This is a genomic window from Bordetella sp. MIP270_01_BMS, assembly GCF_054958705.1.
On record NZ_CM143297.1, the window covers coordinates 3,516,126 to 3,532,653 of the forward strand.

14 protein-coding genes and 1 tRNA gene are annotated in these 16,528 nt (G+C 59.6%); 2 read left to right on the forward strand and 13 right to left on the reverse strand.

Going from position 1 to position 16,528, the window contains the following annotated elements:
• Positions 1-4: 4 nt before the first annotated feature.
• Together ACV17W_RS16510 and ACV17W_RS16515 are read right to left on the reverse strand one after the other, a co-directional pair.
• Entirely contained in the window at positions 5-880 is an 876-nt protein-coding gene (locus ACV17W_RS16510) for a helix-turn-helix domain-containing protein (RefSeq protein ID WP_462593416.1), read from the reverse strand.
• Positions 861-1,079 carry a DNA-binding protein gene (locus ACV17W_RS16515; protein WP_462593417.1) on the reverse strand — a complete coding sequence of 73 codons (219 nt, stop codon included), beginning with the start codon at positions 1,077-1,079 and terminating at the stop codon, positions 861-863. Before ACV17W_RS16515 ends, ACV17W_RS16510 begins: the two co-directional genes overlap by 20 nt.
• Positions 1,080-1,160: 81 nt before the next feature.
• On the opposite strand from ACV17W_RS16515, the gene ACV17W_RS16520 reads away from it, so the two are divergent.
• The gene (locus ACV17W_RS16520) at positions 1,161-2,015 is read left to right on the forward strand and encodes a hypothetical protein (protein WP_462593418.1); all 855 of its coding nucleotides are present in this window, start codon (positions 1,161-1,163) and stop codon (positions 2,013-2,015) included.
• Positions 2,016-2,451: 436 nt separating this feature from the next.
• Positions 2,452-3,153 (forward strand): GIY-YIG nuclease family protein, encoded by a 702-nt coding sequence (locus ACV17W_RS16525; protein ID WP_462593419.1) that lies wholly within the window; start codon positions 2,452-2,454, stop codon positions 3,151-3,153.
• A gap of 77 nt (positions 3,154-3,230) precedes the next feature.
• On the opposite strand, the gene ACV17W_RS16530 is transcribed toward ACV17W_RS16525, so the two are convergent.
• From ACV17W_RS16530 to azu, 11 genes are all read right to left on the reverse strand, one after another.
• The gene (locus ACV17W_RS16530; protein ID WP_462593420.1) at positions 3,231-4,433 is read right to left on the reverse strand and encodes a reverse transcriptase domain-containing protein; all 1,203 of its coding nucleotides are present in this window, start codon (positions 4,431-4,433) and stop codon (positions 3,231-3,233) included.
• Between the two features lie 673 nt (positions 4,434-5,106).
• Positions 5,107-6,174, reverse strand: a complete 1,068-nt coding sequence (locus ACV17W_RS16535) for a site-specific integrase (RefSeq protein ID WP_462593421.1) — start codon at positions 6,172-6,174, stop codon at positions 5,107-5,109.
• Positions 6,175-6,316: 142 nt separating this feature from the next.
• Positions 6,317-6,401: transfer RNA gene (locus ACV17W_RS16540), tRNA-Leu, on the reverse strand.
• A gap of 47 nt (positions 6,402-6,448) precedes the next feature.
• Positions 6,449-7,543 carry an FAD:protein FMN transferase gene (locus ACV17W_RS16545; RefSeq protein WP_462593423.1) on the reverse strand — a complete coding sequence of 365 codons (1,095 nt, stop codon included), beginning with the start codon at positions 7,541-7,543 and terminating at the stop codon, positions 6,449-6,451.
• A gap of 331 nt (positions 7,544-7,874) precedes the next feature.
• Positions 7,875-8,411 carry a nitrous oxide reductase accessory protein NosL gene (locus ACV17W_RS16550; RefSeq protein WP_462593424.1) on the reverse strand — a complete coding sequence of 179 codons (537 nt, stop codon included), beginning with the start codon at positions 8,409-8,411 and terminating at the stop codon, positions 7,875-7,877.
• Positions 8,408-9,238, reverse strand: a complete 831-nt coding sequence (locus ACV17W_RS16555; RefSeq protein ID WP_462593425.1) for an ABC transporter permease — start codon at positions 9,236-9,238, stop codon at positions 8,408-8,410. The genes ACV17W_RS16550 and ACV17W_RS16555 overlap by 4 nt, the downstream gene beginning before the upstream one ends.
• Positions 9,235-10,140: an ABC transporter ATP-binding protein gene (locus ACV17W_RS16560; RefSeq protein WP_462593426.1), complete on the reverse strand. Its 906-nt coding sequence runs from the start codon at positions 10,138-10,140 to the stop codon at positions 9,235-9,237. Before ACV17W_RS16560 ends, ACV17W_RS16555 begins: the two co-directional genes overlap by 4 nt.
• A complete protein-coding gene (locus ACV17W_RS16565; RefSeq protein WP_462593427.1) occupies positions 10,137-11,429 on the reverse strand; it encodes a nitrous oxide reductase family maturation protein NosD in 1,293 nt (430 codons plus the stop codon). Before ACV17W_RS16565 ends, ACV17W_RS16560 begins: the two co-directional genes overlap by 4 nt.
• Positions 11,430-11,434: 5 nt before the next feature.
• Positions 11,435-13,342: a TAT-dependent nitrous-oxide reductase gene (gene nosZ, locus ACV17W_RS16570; RefSeq protein WP_462593428.1), complete on the reverse strand. Its 1,908-nt coding sequence runs from the start codon at positions 13,340-13,342 to the stop codon at positions 11,435-11,437.
• A gap of 37 nt (positions 13,343-13,379) precedes the next feature.
• Complete coding sequence (locus tag ACV17W_RS16575) at positions 13,380-15,641, reverse strand: 4Fe-4S binding protein (protein WP_462593429.1); 2,262 nt, start codon at positions 15,639-15,641, stop codon at positions 13,380-13,382.
• 404 nt (positions 15,642-16,045) lie between these two features.
• Positions 16,046-16,495 carry an azurin gene (gene azu / locus ACV17W_RS16580; RefSeq protein ID WP_462593430.1) on the reverse strand — a complete coding sequence of 150 codons (450 nt, stop codon included), beginning with the start codon at positions 16,493-16,495 and terminating at the stop codon, positions 16,046-16,048.
• Between the last annotated feature and the right edge of the window lie 33 nt (positions 16,496-16,528).

Here is a 16,528-nt window from a genome sequence, read left to right on the forward strand (position 1 = left end):
GTCGTTACCTTTGTCTCGCCAGACCGTTCCGGCTATTCAGGAGCTGTTTTAAGGCTGCTAGCTGCTCTCGTGGTGGCTGAGTGGTGGGTACGTTTGTTCGGGGTGCGAAATCGCGTGCTGCCTGTACTCGCTTTTGTTGATCTGCAAACGCCGTTGCTTCGCGTTTGCGTTGAACGTCCAATGCCGCATCGGGAATAAAACAACCTTGCTTGGCGTTGCTGCACAACTTGCGCAGCAACGCGATCGGATACCGAACCTTGCCGCGTTCAACCAGGCCGGCAATCTCATCCAGAACAAGCTGTCGTGTTGCTGCGGGACAGTCTTGCAGTATTTGTTCGACTGAGGGTTGTGCTGATTTCTGAAACGAAGCTGGCCAAATCAACTTATCCACAGAAACTGACGTTTGTTTGAGATCAGTTCCTGACGTAGTAGTAGGTTCTAATACGGTTAATGATGGTTGGGGTGACATAGGTGTCACCCTTTTCATACCTCCCGTGTCACCCTTTTGTGCGCCATTTGTCATCCTTTCTGCTTGATTTTCTGCAAAGGGTGTCAGTTTGACGGGGTTAATTATCCACAGAGGATTGATGCGATATTCGGTCGCTCGGCCACGTCCACCATCGCCGTGACGCACGGTTAATAGCCAGCCTGATTCACGCATTTGCGTCAGATACCGCTGAACCGTTCGTTCACTTTGTCGTGTCTTGCGAGCGATATATGCAACGCTTGGTCGTACGCCAGTTCCGTCATCATGTGCGTGATCGGCGTAAGCCAATGCCGTCAGTAATTCACCGCCGCCGGCGGGATAGTGTTCCCAAACTAGACTCATGATTCTGATACTCACTTTCGGTATATCGAAATCATTCAGCAGCGGTGTCAATCAACATCGCAACATCGCTGGCTCGAAAATAAACGCGACGGCCAACTTTGCGTCTTGCAACGTTCCATTTCGTGGCAAATTCGGTTTGACTTCTTAATGCAATCCGTAGACCATCGGGGCTACGTTTTAGCAATTCAGATAAGTCGATCAAAGACAGTAAAGGTCCATACCGTTTAATCAGTTGTTCTTCGGTTGTCATTGAATGGCTCCAAGTTAATACGCCCGTCAACGTCAAAATTCGTCGGGCTTCATTAATCGCCATTACACGGAAGGAACAACCATGAGTACACGCACGAAAATGTCGAATTTCATGCAAAAAAATCAAAGGACAGCCGGTAAACGAGGTCGTCCAGCGCGACACGAAAGCGAGCGCATGAGAACGATTGCTTGGTATCACCAGCTAGCAGGGGATAGGTCACCGGCAGAGACAGCTGAGCGATTGCCTTTTGCCGATATTGACCTTGCAACCATCTATCGGTATCGATTGGGAGAAATCTCGCCACGCGATGAACTGTTGGAGGCCGACGACCCTGCGTTTACATGGGCTCGCGAAATCTACGAAGTTGGACCGATGAATGTTCCGCTTTGGGATGCGATGTGGGGAAGCTTGGTACCGACGGACTTCAAGTTGGCTGATAGGGTGATGCCCGGTGGTGATTGGGCATCGTCCGTAGTTGATGAGCTCCTCTTTGATGATCCTATCCTTGCGCGTATCGTTGGATTCCGCCAACGTGTCGTCCGTGTAGAAAGCGTGACTTCTGACCTGAAAGCGCTCGTTGCTGCGATTCGTGTGGTCCGGTCATGGGGGATCTTGGGAACTGGCAACCCTTTGGCTTTACGCGTGCTGTTAGAGGGCACCATGGCGCTCCCTGGCGCTCGGGGCTTGCTTGAGCAGTTTGGCTTGCAGGAACTCATGTGCGAGTGGGTTGCGACGCAGTTTCATGGCACCGCAGCTGAACAAGCGAAACCCACGTATTGGGCTGCATGGATGGGTGACAACGAACTGTATTTCAACCTGTGCCAGTTGGCCGATCTGCGAAAAGCATCCCTGCAGTGCCGTGTACTCGGCAAACCGGTTGGTGAGTTCGAGCGCATGCTGATTACTGATTCGTTGCTAGGAGAGTCTGCACATTAATCCTTGTCTCATGCTTATACATACGATGCTAAAGTGCGAGACGAGATGCCCGAGTGGTGAAATTGGTAGACGCAGGGGACTCAGAAAAAATTGAGCCCTCAAGGGGAAACCTTTGAGGTGAAGCCCGTCAAACTCGGCGAAGGCCCTGGATTACGTATCCGAGCTAATACCGAGCCAAGCTTGGTGGTTGGACGCCAGGAAGGTGTAGAGAGCAGACGGCGGGCACCTACGGTCGAAAGACTAAGGTGAAGGCGTGCTCCAGACCACGAACGTTGCTTGCAAAGCGACGGCGGCGAAAGCCGAAGTGGTAAGAAAATCCCCCGCCGCAAGGCGTGCCGGTTCGATTCCGGCCTCGGGCACCATTAACCGTAGTGGTATAACTCTGCTATTGCTGGCCGTGCCCAGAATTGGATGACTAGCGAGCTAGTTTTTACTTATGAAACCGTTGCCCATTACGTTTGAACCCAATGCCTCGTTTTGTTATCGCTTGGCTCGATATCATTTGTTGTCCGAGATTGCGGCTGAGCCCGAGGCTGCGTCCGGAGAGCCCTTTAAGTTAAATCCAATCATTAATCGGGTGGTTAGCCGCTACCTAACGGAAGATCAGCTGGCTTTGGCTTATCCTGCTCGAGATACTGAGGGAAAAATGAATCCAGTAGGATCTGCGATTCGCTTTTTTGTGTCCCTTCGAGCTAAACGTGGTCCTGAGTCACCATTTGTATGGCTTGGCCGTTCGGGTACATATAGGCTTAAGTCGGATAGCGAGATGACGATGGATCAGGCCGAAGATGAAGACGAGGCCGTTGAGGAGCAGCAGGACCTGGAATTTGACGGATGGATCTACGCATTTTCATTTCCTATCATCAAGAGGGAGAATGAGGCCTTTCCGATCAAGGTAGGGTTAACTACTGCTGCTGACGTGGAAACACGAGTGTTCGGGCAGTGTCGGGGATCTGGTTTTTTTGAGCGGCCTGTAATTCTTGGGCGATGGCAGGTAAATAGGGTCGCTCAGATGGAGGATGCTGTGCATGCGGTGTTAAAGGCTCGTGGGCGATGGAAAGAAGATGCGCCGGGTGACGAATGGTTCATAACGACTGTCAATGAAATTCAATCAATAATCAACTTCGTTAAGGTCTAGTTCCTGAGGTTACCTATACTGCGATAAGGTAAGTCCAACAGTCTATTCTTATGAACCCATGGCTACCCAAACAAACCTTAGCTGTGCCCCAACCCTAGAAAGGTGTGTGTTTTTTTATTAAGTCTGGATAGGTCAATATATAGCTGGTCTTCGTAGATTCGACGCAACACCTTTCGTTCAAGGTCGTGTAGTTCTCGTGTCAAATCATCATAATCGGCACAAATACTATAGGCATCAAGAAAGCCGTTTACCTTTGCACGAACAACTGGAAGTACTGTAGCAAGTGTGAGTTTGCGCGTTAGCAATTCTTCAATTGACGAAAGAGAAAGAATTTCTTGCCGAATTCTCTCGCGTTGAGTTGCATGAAGCGTAAGTGTGTATTTGTTATTGATTAGAGTTAAGCTGAGGCCTAGGAATTCAGCCGCATCATTAGGGGCGTAGATTACTGATTTGGATCCTTCGGAAAGAGATGGGACCGTTAACTTTAAATCCCGAAGAAGGGCTTTGCAATGCTCCGAGATAGCTTCGCATTCAGCTCTGCTGGAGCAGAAGAATATTAGATCGTCGGCATATCTAATCGCTTTGTAGCCAGACTTTATTAATTTGCGATCAAAATTGAGCAGCACTAAATTTGCAAAAAGAGGGGAAAGAGGCATCCCCTGTCTAACTCCTAGGCCCGGCTTGATGCCCAATGCTCTGATTCGTCTCGCATATCCCGGGGTAGTTGGCTGAATCTCGCAATTCGTGGCCGACATTAAAATCTGATGCAGCGAAGAGTCTCGAATTTCTCGCTTGATAGCACGTGAAACGTCTTCACGCTGGATTTGGTCAAAGAAAGATGTAATGTCAGTTTTGAAAGCCCAGGGATTGCTTTCTCGCATAGCAATCGCTGCCCGTACAGCATCATGCACATTTCTTTTTCTAATAAAACCGTAGCTGATTGCGTTGGCCAATTTGGCGCGATACTTGTCCGATATGTGATCGGCAAGTGCTCGTTGCACGATTCGATCTTTGACTGTAGGTACGCAGATTAAACGGTCACGTCCGTTGCTTTTTGGTACGAGGACGGCTCGTAACGGTTCGAAAGAGAATTGCCGTGACCTAAGATCGTTGCGGAGCATGCGCAAACGGCGCGATTCTTCTGCTTCGAATGTGTTGATGGATTCCCCATCACTGCCGACGGTGTCGCGTGAAGAGGGTTTGGCATCCGCGTACAGTTTCTTCCAAGTTTTAAACAGGATTTCGTTGGAAAAAATCTGATCGTAAGCTGACAGTGCCATATCCAGGTATCTCGTCGAGCTTGAAGCTCCCCAGGGCTCGACGGGGAAGGGGCCTAGCCAACAGCTTCACCGCCACGTGCCTCGTGGGAGGTCACATTGCCGTTAATACTGCCGGTGACGCGCCCGCGAGTTTTCGCGTTTGCGCCATTTTGCCGCTTGGTCACGTGCAGCGCAACCTCAAAAGAGAGGCTCGCGTTAATCGCACATAGCTCCGCAGCACGGAAAGTCGGAATAAGTCTCATTACGGTCTCGATTTTGCTATGACAAGGTTCTAATAGCGCCAAAATTACTAGTATTTGACCTATTAGCCCGCGAAAACAAAGTAAGCGACGCAGCGAGCGGGATATTCCGGCTTCCGTTGAAGTTCGCGCGTTCGCGTCCTCGCTTCGGGGTCGCCCTGCACGTTTGTTACTCGCCTTCCCAATACAACCTGGGGAAGAAGGCGAGGCGACCGGAGCTTCCAAGCCAACAGCTTCACCGCCACGTGCCTCGTGGGAGGTCACATTGCCGTTAATACTGCCGGTGACGCGCCCGCGAGTTTTCGCGTTTGCGCCATTTGGCCGCTTGGTCACGTGCAGCGCAACCGCGAGAATGCAGTTAAACGCTACAAACCACAACTTATTGTAGGTGCATTTGTTTCCGTGGTCTAGATGTAGTGCCCCTGATCTACGGGTTATGTTGCAAGCTTATCCAACCTCCCGACCAAATCCTCAGCCCTCAGATGCGTATACCGCTTTAACATTTGCATCGACTTATGTCCGCTTATCGCCGCCACCTCTTGATCTGACAATCCAGCTTCCACCAGCCGGCTGACCGCCTCATGCCTCAGATCATGGAACCGGAAGTCCGTTAACCCAGCCTCTTTCTTGGCGTCAGTCCAAGCCTTGTCGAATAGGTATGTTCGTCGCACGCCGTCACGGCCAGGTTCACCAAAAAACACCAGGTCGGTCTCAGATGGGCGAGTCGGGTTATCCATAGCAGCCTGAAATGCTGCCGTAGCGGCCTTCGTTAACGGCACAGTTCGTGGCGAAGAGTTTTTCGTGACATCCAGCCGTACAACGCGCTTTTGTAGGTCTACCTGGCCAAGACGTAGACCGCCGATCTCCGATAGCCGCATCCCCGTTTCCAGGGCGATTCGTACGATCCAGCTAAACATCGGGTTGGAGTAGGCATCCACAGCCGCCAATAGCCGCTTGTTCTCTACAGGCGTTAGACGACGATTGCGGCCAGCGCCGGGAGCAGGGCGTCGAATCTGGGAGACGGGATTGAAAGGCAGGCCGAGCCCCCATTCCTTGATGGCGATTGTGAACAGGTGGCTTAGCAACGCGAGTTCCAGGCGGACAGTGTTATTGCTGCGCGGAACCTGTTTGCCGTTCTCGTCAGGATCGCCCGCCAGGCGCATGTCGCGGTACTGCGCCACGATATCGGCGCTCAGGGCGGCTAGTGAGTATTTCCCAAGGTGCTTCAGCAGAGGCTGAGCTTTTTTATGCTCAGAGGCGCGTGTCGATTCCCGCTTGGAAGGCGTGACTTCCCGTAGGTAGCGTGTCAGTGCCGACTCAAGTGTCATGCGCTCACCGGGAGCTCGCTGGATGTAGACCCCGCGTACCATCTCGTCCTCCGTCCGGCGCGACCAGTCCTCAGCATCGCGTTTGGTTCTGAATGTTTTAGACGAAGTCGGCCAGCCCGTCTTTCGAATGACAGCTTTCCAGGTACCAGAGGGTGTCTTAACGATAGTAGCCATGCGTGTAAAAGCTCCGAAAATACACTCGGTGCTTCGCCACTGTACCGAAACTGTACCTGGCTCACAAACTTGGAAAATCCCCTGGTGTCAGGGCAAGACGAAAAATCGCGCTAGAGGCTTGTAAATACTAGGGATTTTTGGGTGGTGCCCGGGGCCGGAATCGAACCGGCACGCCTTGCGGCGGGGGATTTTGAGTCCCCTGCGTCTACCAATTTCACCACCCGGGCACGGGAGGCGCGCAACCTGGGCAGGTTGGCTGGCGGAAAGCTGGCAATTATATGCTGACTTTCAAGTTTGCGCAGGAAGGAGGGCCTTCCTGCTTCTGAATGCGGCCGTCGGCCGTGACGAACCAGGCCTTGAGGCCCAGGGACTGCACCAGTGCTTCAGTGTCTGGCAGGGGCATGTTTGAGAATGCGGTGGACAGGGCGTCGGCCATGGTGGCATTTGCGGCCATGACGGAGACGCTGCGGTAGCGTGGTTGGGCGTGGCCGGTGCGGGGGTCGAACAAATGGGTGTGCCGGCCGGCGCGGTCCAAAGGGGTGCCGTAGCCGCCAGAGGTGGCTAGGGCGTCGTTGCGTAGCGAGACAGCGGTGTGGATGGCGGTGGGGGTCTCGGGCTCGATGATGCCAGCTTGCGGTTCGTGGGGGCGGGCCAAGCCTACCCGCCACGGTTGGGTGGCATGGGCTGGGCGTTGGTTGAGGCCGCGGATTTCGCCCAGGTCGACGAGGGCGCGGTCCAGGCCGCCGGCCCGTAGTAGCTCGGTGATGCGGTCGGTGATGTAGCCCTGGGCGATCCCGTTCAGGGTGAGGGCCATGCCAGGCTGTTGTAGCTGGATAAGGCTGGCGCTGACGTGGATGTGTTGGTAGCCAACCAGCGCCAGCGCTTTTTGCCGGGCTCGTGCCGGGGGGCCGACTGGATCGGCGTCCGGGCGGGTGAAGTGATCGGCGTATAGGGTCCATAGGGGCTGGACGCTGGGGTCGAACGCACCTTGGGTGAGCCGGCTGAAGTGCACACTTTCGTTGAGCAGGCGTACCAGGTCGGACGGCGGATTTTCCAGATGACCTTCGCGATTTAGGGTGGCCAGGGCGCTGTCTTCGCGATACAGGCTGAAGAGGCTTTCAAGGCGACGAAGCTCGGCCAGCGACTGTTCTAAAAGGTGTTGGGCAGCGGTGGGATCGGGGTGATACAGGCGAAGTTCTGCGTCGGCCCCCAGGGCCACGCCTTGCCACAGAAGGGGTTGGGCGCCGCTGCCGGCAGGGCCGGCAATGCCTGCGCAGGCCGTGCGAAGTAGGCCTGGGGTCAAGGCCAGGGCAGAGGCTGCAGCGGTGATGCCGAGGAAGCGACGACGGGGGCTGGCGGGCGTGGGCATGGTGGGGTCCGGTGGTTGCAGGATGCAGGGTGCGGGTTCCAGTTCGCGGTTCTTGGTTTGCGGTTCGCGCCTTGCGGTACTGTGATCGGGCTGCGAGGGTCGCGGTTTGAGCTTCGTTATTTGGCGTGCGAGGTTCGGGGACGAGTTCGGCGTTTGGGTTCGGGCGCCGAGTTCGGCGCGGGTTCTGGAGCGGGCGGATGCTGGCGCGAGTACGGGCGCGCTGGTACGGGGTGATTGAAGTTTGAAGCTTGATCGTGTGGTAGCTGGACGTATGGGATTCCGGACTATGGCCGCGTGCGACCGGGGTCGGTTGGGGTGGCGGCGCGGGCACTTATTGGGAAAAGATGTAGCTTTCGGGGACTTCTTCGAAGACGACGACGCGGCCGCCGTGGATCTGGGCGAAGGCCTTGGCCTGATCTCGCTGGCTGAAGGGCATGGCGTCTTCGGCGCCCATGCCGCCGATGTAGCGGCTTTCGATGACGTAGTACGCGCTGCGGGCGTCGATCCAGGCGGCGGGATCGGGCGCCTGGCCACGTTCGGCGCCAGCCATGTCGTTGACGTAGATGGCGCGCAGGGTCTTGGGTTCTTCGGGCAATACGGTGTAGGCGAAGACCTGCTTGATGGCGGAAAACCACACGGGTGTGTCGTGGCCTTCAAGCAGAATCTGACCCTTGGGACCGGTATGTTCGGTGAGTGCCATGCCGCAGTAGTGGCCGACGGCGTCGGCGACGTCGGTGTGCGGCTTGGGCGGGGCGGCCACATGTTGGGTTTCGGTGCAAGAGGCCAGGGCGGTTGCGGCGAGCCAGGCCAGCGCGAGCATGCGGGCCCGGCGGCCGATGTAGCGCAGCAAGTGGGCGGGCAGGCTCATAGCGATTTGCGATGGAAGGACAGGGCCGCCAGCAGGAATGGGATGGCGATCCAGAGCAGCTGCGCGGCGGCCAGGGTGGGTAGCGCGAGGCTGGCCTGGCTGCCGACGCCGGCCATGCCGGCGTACAGGGAGATGTTTTCGAAGCCGGTGAGGTTCATGAGCCGATAAACGTCGGACGGATTGAGCAGCAGCAGGATGTCGAGCGCCGCGGGCGTGAGGGTGCGGCCCTGGTCGACGGCCAACAGGCCCAGCAGGGCCATGTCGTAGATGACGACGAAGAACAGCCACACGGCGATGGCTATGCCCGCGGCGGTGGCACGTTCGCGTACCAGCGTGCTGATGAGGTAGCCCATGGCGAGAAAGCTGGCGCCCAGCAGGATGCTGGCGGCGATGAGCAGGGCGAAGGGCCGCCAGGCGCTGGCGTCGGCGGCGCCGTGCAGCCATTGCAGGGCCAGGCCGGCGAAGCCATAGCCGGCCGTGGTCGCCAGCGCCAGGATGGCCAGGTGGCCGATAAATTTGCCGACGATGACCTGCCACCGCGACACGGGATAGCTGAGCAGCAGGGCCAGCGTGCCGCGGTCGATTTCGCCGACGATGGCATCGTAGGCGAGCAGCATGGCTATGAGCGGCACCAGGAAGATCGACAGGCTGGACAGGCTGACGACGGTGACGGTGAGCGGGTCGACCTTGACGTCACCGGTGGGAGAACTGCCCAGCAGCCCCAGCGACAGCGCCAGTGCGGCGAGTAACAGGGCCGTGGCCAGCACCCAGCGGTTGCGCAGGCCGTCGCGGATTTCTTTGCCGATGATGGCGAAGACGGCGTTCATGCGTCTCTCCGTTCGAGCAGGTGGGCGTAGATTTCGTCGAGGCTGGGCACGTAGATGTCGATGTCGCTGATGGGCAGCTTGATGCCGGCGAGGGCTCGCAGTGCGGGGACTTTGTCGGCCTCGGTGCATGCGCGTTCGAAGCGCGCGGGGCCGATTTGCCGCCAGGGCGGGGGCATAGCCGAAAGAGGCTCTGGCGCGGCCAGGGTAATCGTGATGCGCATGGAGGCGCCAGTGGTCTGGCGTAGTTGCGCCAGGGTGCCGTCGGCGATTTTTTGGCCTTGTTTCATGACGACGACACGGTCGACGTGATGCGCGATTTCGGCCAGTGCATGCGTACTGACGAGCACGGCGGCGCCTGAGTCGCGCAGTTCGCGCACGATGTCGTAGAACATCAGGCGGGAAGCGGGATCGAGGCCGGTGGTGGGTTCGTCGAGCAGCAGGATGCGCGGACGGCCCAGCAGGGCCTGGGCCAGTGCAAGGCGCTGACGCATGCCTTTGGAATACCCGGCTACGCGCCGGCGTGCCGCATCGGCGATGCCGACGCGTTCAAGCAAGGCGGGATTGCGCTCAAGTGGCTGCCGTTTCAGCCGCGCATAGAAGTCCAGGGTTTCGGCGCCGGTCATGGCGGGATGCAGCGCGACCGTTTCGGGAAGGTAACCGATGTGGTGGCGCATTTGCGCTGCCTGGCGGCTGCTGGCCTCGTGGCCGCGCAGTGTGACGCGGCCCAGGCTGGGACGTATCAGGCCCAGGATGAGCTTGATCAGCGTGCTCTTGCCCGCGCCATTGTGGCCGGCCAAGGCCACGCATTCACCTGCGTGGAGCTGCAGGTTCAGGTTTTCCAGCGCGCGCTGTGTGCCGTAATGCTTGGCGACCGCGGCCAGTTCGACTTGAATGGTGCTCATGGCGCGGCGACAGCCAGCGATGGCTCGGGGAAAACGGGTGGACGCATCAGCGGAGCGCTGTCGATCACGCCGCCGGGCAGCAGGGCCGGGAACTGGGATTGAGCCCAGCGCACGATGGATACGGCGGGGCTGTTCAGGAGGATGCGCGCCGCCGGGGCCCGCCAGAGTACCTGGTCGATGATGCCGTTGGGACGGTAAGCGGTGTCTGCGATGCCGTCGGCGTCGAGATCGAAGGCGGTGTTGTCGCTCCAGTAGTTGCCGCGGCCGTTGCGCGACCATTCGATGACGCGGGTGCCCACGTACTTGACCTGATTCTGGTTATTGACGAATGCGTTGCCCGATATGGTGTTGCCGTCGGAACCGGCGGTGAAGTGGATGCCGATATCGCAGTCGTGGAAGTGGTTGGTTTCGAAGCGGTTGTTGTTGGCGTTGTAGAGAAACGCGCACTTGGCGCCGCCGCGCACGGTGTTGCCGGTGATGACGGCGTCGTTGGCGTAGTTGAACATCAGGCCTTGGTCGTTGCTGCGCAGGGCTACGTTGTCGCGCACCACCAGGCGGTGCGAATACATGATGGCGTAGCCGATGTCGTTGTCTTCAGAGATGTTTTCGCTGACTTCGCTATCGTTGGTGTACATGTAGTGCACGCCATAGCGAAGCTGGCGAAAGCGGTTGCCGCGAAATAGATTGTTCTTGCTGGTGTTGGAGAAAATGCCGTCGCGGCCGGCCGAGATTTCGTTGTCGAGCACCTGGGTGCCCGGGCTGTTCCAGAGCGACACGCCGTTGCCGCGTTCGGCCACCCGGAGTTCGGTATTGCCGATGATGCGGTTGGCGCGTACCAGTGCGGCGTCGGGACCCCATATGTAGACACCCATCAGGTTGTCGATGATGTCGTTGTGTTCGACGACGGCGTGATGGGCGGTGCGGTCGAGGAAGATGCCGGCGTCCATAGCGGGCAGGTCGAGGCCGGATTGCCTTATGCCCAGATGGCGCAGCGTGACTTGCGGAGCGCGGACCCACACCGTGCGCCCCTGGCGGTCGCCCAGGATGATGGCGGATCGGTCGGGCGGGCCTTCGAGCGTAAGCGGTTTGTCGATGACTAGCCTGCCCGGGTAGCTGCCTGGGGCGAGCTGGAGCACGTCGCCGGGTGCGGCGGCGTCGACCGCTTGTTGCAGGTTGGCGCCGCCGGGTACGGGGATGGTGGCCCCCAGCGCCGTGCCGGCCAGGACAAGCCCGGACAGCGCGGCGGCCAGGAGTGCGCCGCGTGCTGCGGCGCAAGGCACAACTGACATGCGATCTAGGCCTTCTTGGGCCGCACGATCATGTGCCCCGACATTTCCATGTGCAGCGCATGACAGAACCACTGGCAGTAGTACCAGAAGATGCCCGGACGGTCGGCGGTGAACGTGACCGAGGCGGTGGCCTGAGGCCCGATTTCCATGGCGATGCCGTGGCCTTCGAGCGTGAAACCGTGGGTGAGATCTTCGATGACTTCCATGTTGGTGACGACGACGGTGACCTCGTCGCCCTGGTTGACCTCGAACTGCTTCACGCTGAACATGGGCGCCACGGCGATCATGTAGACGCGCACCTTGTTGCCGTCACGCACTACCTTGGCAGCTTCTTCGAGCACGACGCCGTCTTTCTTGGCCAATTGACGGGCGTCTTCCCACATGGGGTCGTCGCGTTTCCAGGCGCTGATCGGGTGTACCTTGGACCGGTGCACCAGCAGCATGTCGTGAGGTTCGGCGAAGCTGGGGCCGTCGTGCACCAGCTTCATCTCATCGCCCGAGATGTCGATGAGCTGATCATTTTCGGGCTTGAGCGGACCGACGTTGAGGAAGCGGTCTTTGGAGAACTTGTTCAGCGACACCAGCCATTTTCCGTCGGCTTCCCGAGTTTCGCCCATGGTGCTGTGGTTGTGGCCGGGCTGGTAATGGACGTCGAGCTTCTGGATGATGGGGTCGACCTTTTCACCCTGGTAGGCGCGGCGGGCCTTTTCGAGGTTCCACTTGACCATCTGGCTGTCGATGAACAAGGTGGTGTAGGCGTTGCCGCGCCCGTCGAAGGCCGTGTGCAGGGGCCCCAGGCCCAGCTGGGGTTCGGCCACGACGCAGTCGCGCGGTTTGATCTTGTCGTCGAACAGGTCGTCGAGCTTGCGTACGTCGACCACGGTGACCGTGGGCGACAGCTTGCCGTTGAGCACGACGTGGATGCCATCGGGGGCGGCATTGCACCCGTGGGGCGAATTCGGCACGGGAATGTAGCGGGTGTACCGGGAGCCGTGCCGGCCGTCGACGACGGGCACGCCCCCCATGGTTTTGAAGTCGCCGGACTTGATGGCTTCTTCGATGCGCTTGATATTGAAGACCACGACCCAGTCTTGCTCGTTGGCTGACGCTTCTTCGACTGTGATGCCCTTCTCGGAGTTGTAGCAGGTGGCGAAGGCGTACTTGCCCTGGTAGTCGGCGTCGCCGTTGTCGAGGTTGCCGTCTACCAGAACCTGCCAGGCCACCTTCATCGTTTCGCCATCGATGGCGGTATAGATGGCAAAGAAGTTTTCCTTGGGATTGTCGGTGATGGTGCCGTTGTTGGGGATGGGCACGATGTGTTCGCCGTTGGCGAAGACATAGCCGGTGCGCGGATAGCGCTGGGGGCGCAAGCCATGAATGCCCGACGCATTGGGAATTTCGAGGATCTTGTCGGTTTTCATGACGTCGCACCGGATGCGCGCGACACGATTGTTGGCCTTGTCGTTGATGTAGATGTAGCGGCCGTCGTAGGTGCGGTCGGTGAACGACATGTGCGGGTGGTGCGCGTCGCCGTTCAGATAGACGCCGCCCTTGTCTTTGAGGTATTCGCGCGTTTCAGGCGTGAGACCCTCGGTAAGGACTTTGCGGCTTTCATTGGTGACGCCCCAGCCGGTGGCGCTGCAATGGTTGAACACCGGAATGCGCATGAGTTCGCGCATGGACGGCAGGCCCAGGATACGGACTTCGCCCGATTGGCCGCCGGAGTTGAAGGCATAGTATTCGTCGAGTTCGCCCGGGGCGATGTGGCCGGTTTGGCCGCCAGACTTGGTGTCTTTGGCGTGTGCGCCGCTGAGGTGCGCGCTGCCCACGAGCCCTGCGGCACCGGAGAGTGCGGCGGTGCCCAGAAAACCGCGGCGGCTGAGTCCGGTTCGGTCTGGTTTCTGATCGGACATGGATAACTCCTAGTTGGGGTGGCTTGGGGCCAGTGGGTCAAGGGTTGGCTGCGCCAGAGGCGGAAGTGGCCTGAGGGCTGGGCATGCGTTGCAACACGGCTTCGTCGGGCGGTGCGCGCCGACGTTCGCGCTTGCCTTTTTTCTGGATGAGATGCGGACACTTTGTGTCGTGGTGGTAGAGCATCTGGCAGTGCAGGCACTGGATGCACTCGTTGGGGTTGATGGCGCCGGTGGGTTCGATGGCTTGCACGGGGCATTCGACGTTGCAGCGTTGGCAGGGGTTGCCGCATTCGTGGTAGCGGCGCAGCCAATTGAAGATGCGCAGGCGGGCAGGGATGGCCAGGGCCGCACCCATGGGGCACAGGTAGCGGCAATAGAAGCGTTCGATGAACAAGCCAGCCACGACCAGAAGCACGGCGAACACGACGAACGGCCAGTCGCGGACGAAGCGCAGGATGATGGCGGTCTTGAAGGGTTCGACTTCTGCCAGGCGTTCGGCGAATGCCAGGTCGTAGAGCGAGAATCCGAACAGCAGCAGGAAGATGACGTACTTGATGGCGGCAAGACGTTGGTTGACGCCGTGCGCGACCGAGATCTGCCGAATGCCCAGGCGCTTGGCCGCGCGGTTGGTAAGTTCTTGCAGGGCCCCGAACGGGCACAGCCATCCGCAGAAGGTGCCTCGGTTCCAGAACACCATGGAAATGGCGGTGGCGCACCACAACAGGAACACGAGCGGATCCATCAGGAAGGCGTCCCAACGGAATTCGGTGCGCAGTGCCGTGGTGAAGGTAAGCACGTTGACGACAGACAACTGCGCCTGTGAGTACCAACCGATGAAGAACAGCGTGAAGGCCAGGAACGCCAGGCGGGTGCGGTCGTAGAGTTCGGGGCGGCGCGCCAGTTGGTCTTGGAAGAAGAAGATGCCCGCCAGTACGGCCAGGCTGATGCACAGTATGACGACCTGCCCCTGCTTGGCCAGCCAGATTTGTTTCCAGAGCGCGGGCGCTGCTTCCTGGAGGGCCGCGCCGTCGGCGGGGGCGGAAGGAGCCGCCGCCGACGGCGCCGTGGATGCCGCGACGGATGGCACGGGCTGCGTGTAAGCCTGGGGCAATTCGTAAGGCAAGTCGAAGGTGACGAAGGCCTTGTCTTGCACATTGAGAACTCGCTGCACCATGAGCTGCAGGCGCCATGGGGAGACCGGGTCGAATGCGGCGTCGTCGGGCACGACGAACAGGGCCACTTCGGCAAACGCAGGAGCGCCGGGAGCAACCACATCGGCCAGGCGTTGGTGATTGCGATCGCGGAAGCGGAAGCTCGCTTCTTGCTGGATGATTTCTATGCGGTCGAAAATGCCGCCACGCACGTAGCCGGAACCCTTGAACGAGTATGCACCGTTGCCGGCTACGAGCAGGGCGTGTTGCCCTGGACGCAAGCGCTGGGAAAGGTGCTGCCAGGTGGCATCGCCGAGCAGGCTGCGACCGATGCCGGGAACGCTTACCAGGGCTGCGTACAGATCGATGAAGGTGTCGGCCGGGTCGGCGGTCTCGGGGCGTGAGGCGGCGTCGGTGCGACCGGCTTGGGCGAAGGCCTGGTTGACGTTTTCAACCGAGAGCTGCAGGCGCTGGACGGCGCCGGTGTCGAGCAGCGCTTGCCAGGATCGGACCTCGCCCAAGGTGGTGTCGATGGTGCGGGCAGGCGCCGCGGCGATTTGGCTGGCAGGGGTGCCCGCCGCCTGGCCGGCGCCGGCCACGCCGTGGGCGCGCGCCACGGCAATGGCCGACCGGGTGATGCTGTCGCCGATGACCATGAGCGTGACCGTGGCGCCACTGATGATGTCGACCGGCGGGGACGCGCCATGGCGCGGCGGGGATTCGATGAAGTTCAGGCCGACGTAGCCATGGATGAAGGCTTCGACCTTGGCCTGGGGGATGCCGATGAGGACGATGGGCTCATGATGTTCGACCAGGCGGGCGGCGACGATACGGCCGTCATCAGCCAGGCCTACTACGACGTCGATGGGCTTGCTGGAGTAGCCGCGGGTGTTGACGACATCGGTGGTGAGATAGACGTAGCCTAGCGGCTGGTTGCCGGCATAGGCTCGGGCCACCAGGGGCTGGCCTTCGGGCGCGCCCAGTCGGTCGGCGCCGGGATAGAGTTCCGCGGGCGTGAACTGCGACAGAAAATGGGCAAGTCGTTGCGCATGCGCCGGTGGGGCCAGCCAGGCGGTGCACGCCAGGATGAGAATGCATAGCGCCCGGAACGGGAAGAAAATACCTGCTGAAGCGGTGCGCCTTGGCATGCGACGACTCTGAAAGCGTGTTGGTGTCGCATGCTAAATAGCCGACGGCGGACGGTCCTTGTCTGAAGTCAAGAGCGATGAAAAGTCTGGATTCAGGGTGGGATGAGACCCAGCGGGGCAATATGCTGGGCGTGGGGTTGTGGGTTGTGGGTTGTGGGGTGATGGGGCGGTGGCCGGGAAGCCTCGCGACGCGTGGCAACGGACCCGCGCCGGCGAATCGTGGGTGTACGCCGGGTTCGGTGCGGGTTTTTCCGGCGTACGCCGGCGCGCGATGCGGACGAATGGGGGCGGTGTATCGCCCGGCTGGACGTGGCGCGCAAAAGCGGACGGCCGGCACGCGGCGCCGAGCGCGGGCAAGAAAAAGGCGCCCTCGCGGGGCGCCTGCCATGGCAAGGGGCCGAGGCTTAGCCGCCGACCTTCAAGGTGCCTTTCATGATGGCCCAATGGCCCGGGAAGGAGCAGAAGAATGCGTAGGTTTCGCCGGCGGCCAGCTTGGCGGTGTCGAATTTGACGGTGTCGGATTCGCCGCCACCGATGAGCTTGGTGTGCGCGATGACGCGGGCATCACCCGACTTGACGTAGTCGTTGGCCAGGCCGGCGGCCATGCCGTCGGTGGCGACGGGCTGCATGTCGGCCTGCTTGGTGAGCACCCAGTTGTGGCCCATGGCGGCCTTGGCCATTTTGCCAATGTGCTTCAGCTGTACGGTGAATTCTTTGCAGCTGGGATCGATGACGATTTCTTTGGTGAGGAACTGCATGGCGTCGTTGCTTTCGACGGTGACTTCGCACTGCGCGGCGAGAACGGGCAGGCTGGCCGCCGACAGCAGGACGGCGAGGGTGGCTTTGGCAAACATAGGGATTCTCCGGTAATAGAGCGACGGGCGCAC